2 protein-coding genes and 2 pseudogenes are annotated in these 2708 nt (G+C 66.0%); all 4 read right to left on the bottom strand.

The features are described 5' to 3' along the window. Positions 1–431: pseudogene (locus K675_RS0118885) on the bottom strand (AMP-binding protein); the annotation flags it as partial. Positions 432–516: 85 nt separating this feature from the next. Next, positions 517–1947: an LLM class flavin-dependent oxidoreductase gene (locus tag K675_RS0118880; RefSeq protein WP_017905049.1), complete on the bottom strand. Its 1431-nt coding sequence runs from the start codon at positions 1945–1947 to the stop codon at positions 517–519. Continuing rightward, positions 1937–2392: a hypothetical protein gene (locus K675_RS0118875; protein ID WP_017905048.1), complete on the bottom strand. Its 456-nt coding sequence runs from the start codon at positions 2390–2392 to the stop codon at positions 1937–1939. The genes K675_RS0118880 and K675_RS0118875 overlap by 11 nt, the downstream gene beginning before the upstream one ends. Before the next feature lie 9 nt (positions 2393–2401). Continuing rightward, positions 2402–2708, bottom strand: a pseudogene (locus K675_RS30980) (SfnB family sulfur acquisition oxidoreductase); the annotation flags it as partial.

Genomic DNA, 2708 nt, shown 5'->3' with positions numbered 1-2708 from the left:
CCGGGGGGGAGCCAGTCGAGCAGTTGCTGGCGGCTGTCGACAAAACCGTGGCTGGGTTGCAGGCGCCAGAACGCCTGGCCAAGGGCTTCGACACTCAGGTCCGGTGCCAGGCTGAAAACCTGGCCGCCAAGGGAATGGGCTGCCAGGGCCAACAGCAGAAGGTTGGGTTCAAGGCTACCGCTGAGGGCCAGCCGCGACTCGGCAGTGAAACCCTGCTGGCGCAGGCCATCGGCCAGGCGCTCGACTTCACGCAGGGTGTCGATCCAGCGCCAGCAATGCCATTGACCGTGACGCTTGTGGCGCAAGGCGCTGTGCAGCGGACTGACCTGGGCCCAGTGCCGCAATTGTTCGAGGGCGGCGGGAAGGATCGAGACCGTTTCGGGTTGCGGCGACAGGCTCGCTGGCGGACGCTTGAGTTCGTGCACGCTCATGGGGGTCACCTCGTTCAGTAATGTGGCGAGGGGGCTTGCCCCCGTCGGGGTGCGAAGCACCCCTGAAATCGGCGATTGCGGTGTGTCAGGTGGAATACGCCGATAGGTTTGCGACTGCTGTGCAGTCGAGCGCGGGCGAGCCCGCTCGCCACAATAGGTCCCGGTACCCGGCCCCCGGATGAACATCCGAAAGCTTCGGCCCGGCGCCGAACAGCTTCTCGCGCAAGGTCCCCGGCGCGTACGTCTTCTTGTACACGCCGCGTTTCTGCAGCTCCGGCACCAGCCACTCGACCGCATCGACGAAGGTCTCATGGGTCAGCGCATAGGCCAGGTTGAAACCATCGACGTCGGTGTCCTCGACCCACTCCTGCAGCAGGTCGGCCACCGTCTCCGGCCCACCGACGAACAGCGGCCCGAAACCACCGATGCCCACCCAGTCGGCCAGCTCGTTCGGTGTCCAGACGCGGTTCGGATCCGCCGTGGAGAAGGTCTCCACCGCCGACTGGATCGCGTTGGTGTGCACATGCCGCAGCGGCTCGTCCGGCTTGAACTGACTGAAGTCGATCCCGGTCCAGCCGGAGATCAGCGCCAGCGCGCCCTCATAGCTGACGTAGGATTTGTACTCCTCGAACTTGGCCTTGGCCTTGGCGTCGGTCTCATCGACGATCACCGTCTGCAGGTTGAAGATCAGGATGCTCTTCGGATCCCGCCCGGCCTCGGCGGCGCGCCGGCGGATATCGGCCACCACCTTCTTGAGCAGCACCTTGGACGGCGCCGCCACGAACACGCACTCGGCATGCTCGGCGGCGAACTGCTTGCCGCGGCTCGACGCCCCCGCCTGGTACAACACCGGCGTGCGCTGCGGCGAGGGCTCGCACAGGTGGATGCCGGGCACCTGGAAGTGTTTGCCGAAGTGCTGGATCTCGTGAATTTTGCGCGGGTCGCTGAACAGCTTGCGCTCGCGGTCACGCAACACCGCGCCGTCTTCCCAACTGCCTTCCCAGAGCTTGTAGCAGACCTCCAGGTACTCCTCGGCGTAGTCGTAGCGCGCGTCGTGCTCGGTCTGGGCGCGCTGGCCGAGGTTCTTCGCCCCGCTCTCCAGGTACGAGGTGACGATGTTCCAGCCGGCGCGGCCCTTGGTCAGGTGATCGAGAGTCGACAGCCGCCGGGCGAACGGATACGGGTGCTCGAAAGACAGCGAGGCAGTCAGGCCAAAGCCCAGGTGCTCGGTCACCAGCGCCATCGGCGGGATCAGTTGCAGCGGATCGTTGACCGGCACCTGCGCCGCCTGGCGGATCGCTGCATCACCGTTGCCGTTGTAGACGTCATAGATGCCGAGCACGTCGGCGATGAACAGGCCATCGAACTTGCCACGCTCGAGGATCTTCGCCAGGTCGGTCCAGTACTCCAGGTCCTTGTACTGCCAGGAACGATCCCGTGGGTGGGCCCACAGGCCAGGAGACTGGTGGCCCACGCAGTTCATGTCGAAGGCATTGAGGCGGATTTCACGGGACATCGACAGCACTCCTGGAACGGTCGGGCAGCACGCCATTGAGGCGGAAGTTGCCAATCAGCGTGTATTTCAGATGCAGCGGGTCTTGCAGCGGGTCGTGGCTGGGCGACAGATGGGCGCGTTGGCCGGTCAGCGTCCACTCGGTGTTGCCGACCTGCTGCAGGGCATCGGCACTGGCGAGCGCCGCTTCGGTGGCGGCGATGAGTTTTTCCGCCTCGTCCTGGGCGCCGTTGGCGAACCGCTGGGCACGCTCGATCAGGGCGGCGGCGACTTCGATGCGGATCTGCAGGTCGCCGAATTGGCTGATCACCTGGGGATCGCGCGCCTGGCCGGCCTGGCCGCGCACGGCGGCGAGCGTACGCTCCAGGCCACTGCGGGCAGCCTGCAGGTCGGCGCTGGCGTGGCTCAGCGCGGCATCACGGGGAATGGATTGATTCAATGCGTTCATCGCGGACTCCTAGTTCCAGGCATGCCGGGCCGGCTTGACGCCGTTGAGCAGGTGGTTGCCAATCAGGTGGTATTTCCAGCGCGCCGGGTCGTGCAGGGTGTGGGTACGCGCGTTGCGCCAGTGGCGATCGAGGTTGTGCTTGCCGAGCACCGAGCGCGTGCCGGCCAGTTCGAACAGCTTGCTGGCGGCCAGCAGGGAGGTTTCGGCCGACAGGACCTTGGCCTGGGCCACGACGACCGAAGCTTCGGCGACACTGTCCTCGCTGGGCTCAGCCAGGGCGTGATCGATGGCGCGGCCGGCCTTCTCCAGGATCGCC

The organism is Pseudomonas fuscovaginae SE-1 (genome assembly GCF_000364705.1).
GTDB classification, from domain to species: Bacteria; Pseudomonadota; Gammaproteobacteria; order Pseudomonadales; family Pseudomonadaceae; genus Aquipseudomonas; species Aquipseudomonas fuscovaginae_A.
Note: the sequence above shows the minus strand (reverse complement) of the source record. Positions and strands in the feature narration are given on the sequence as shown.

Excerpts from the sequence above, each read along its gene's own strand:
- K675_RS0118880 (WP_017905049.1), bottom strand. The coding sequence starts at position 1,947 with ATGTCCCGTGAAATCCGCCTCAATGCCTTCGACATGAACTGCGTGGGC.
- K675_RS0118875 (WP_017905048.1), bottom strand. The coding sequence starts at position 2,392 with ATGAACGCATTGAATCAATCCATTCCCCGTGATGCCGCGCTGAGCCAC.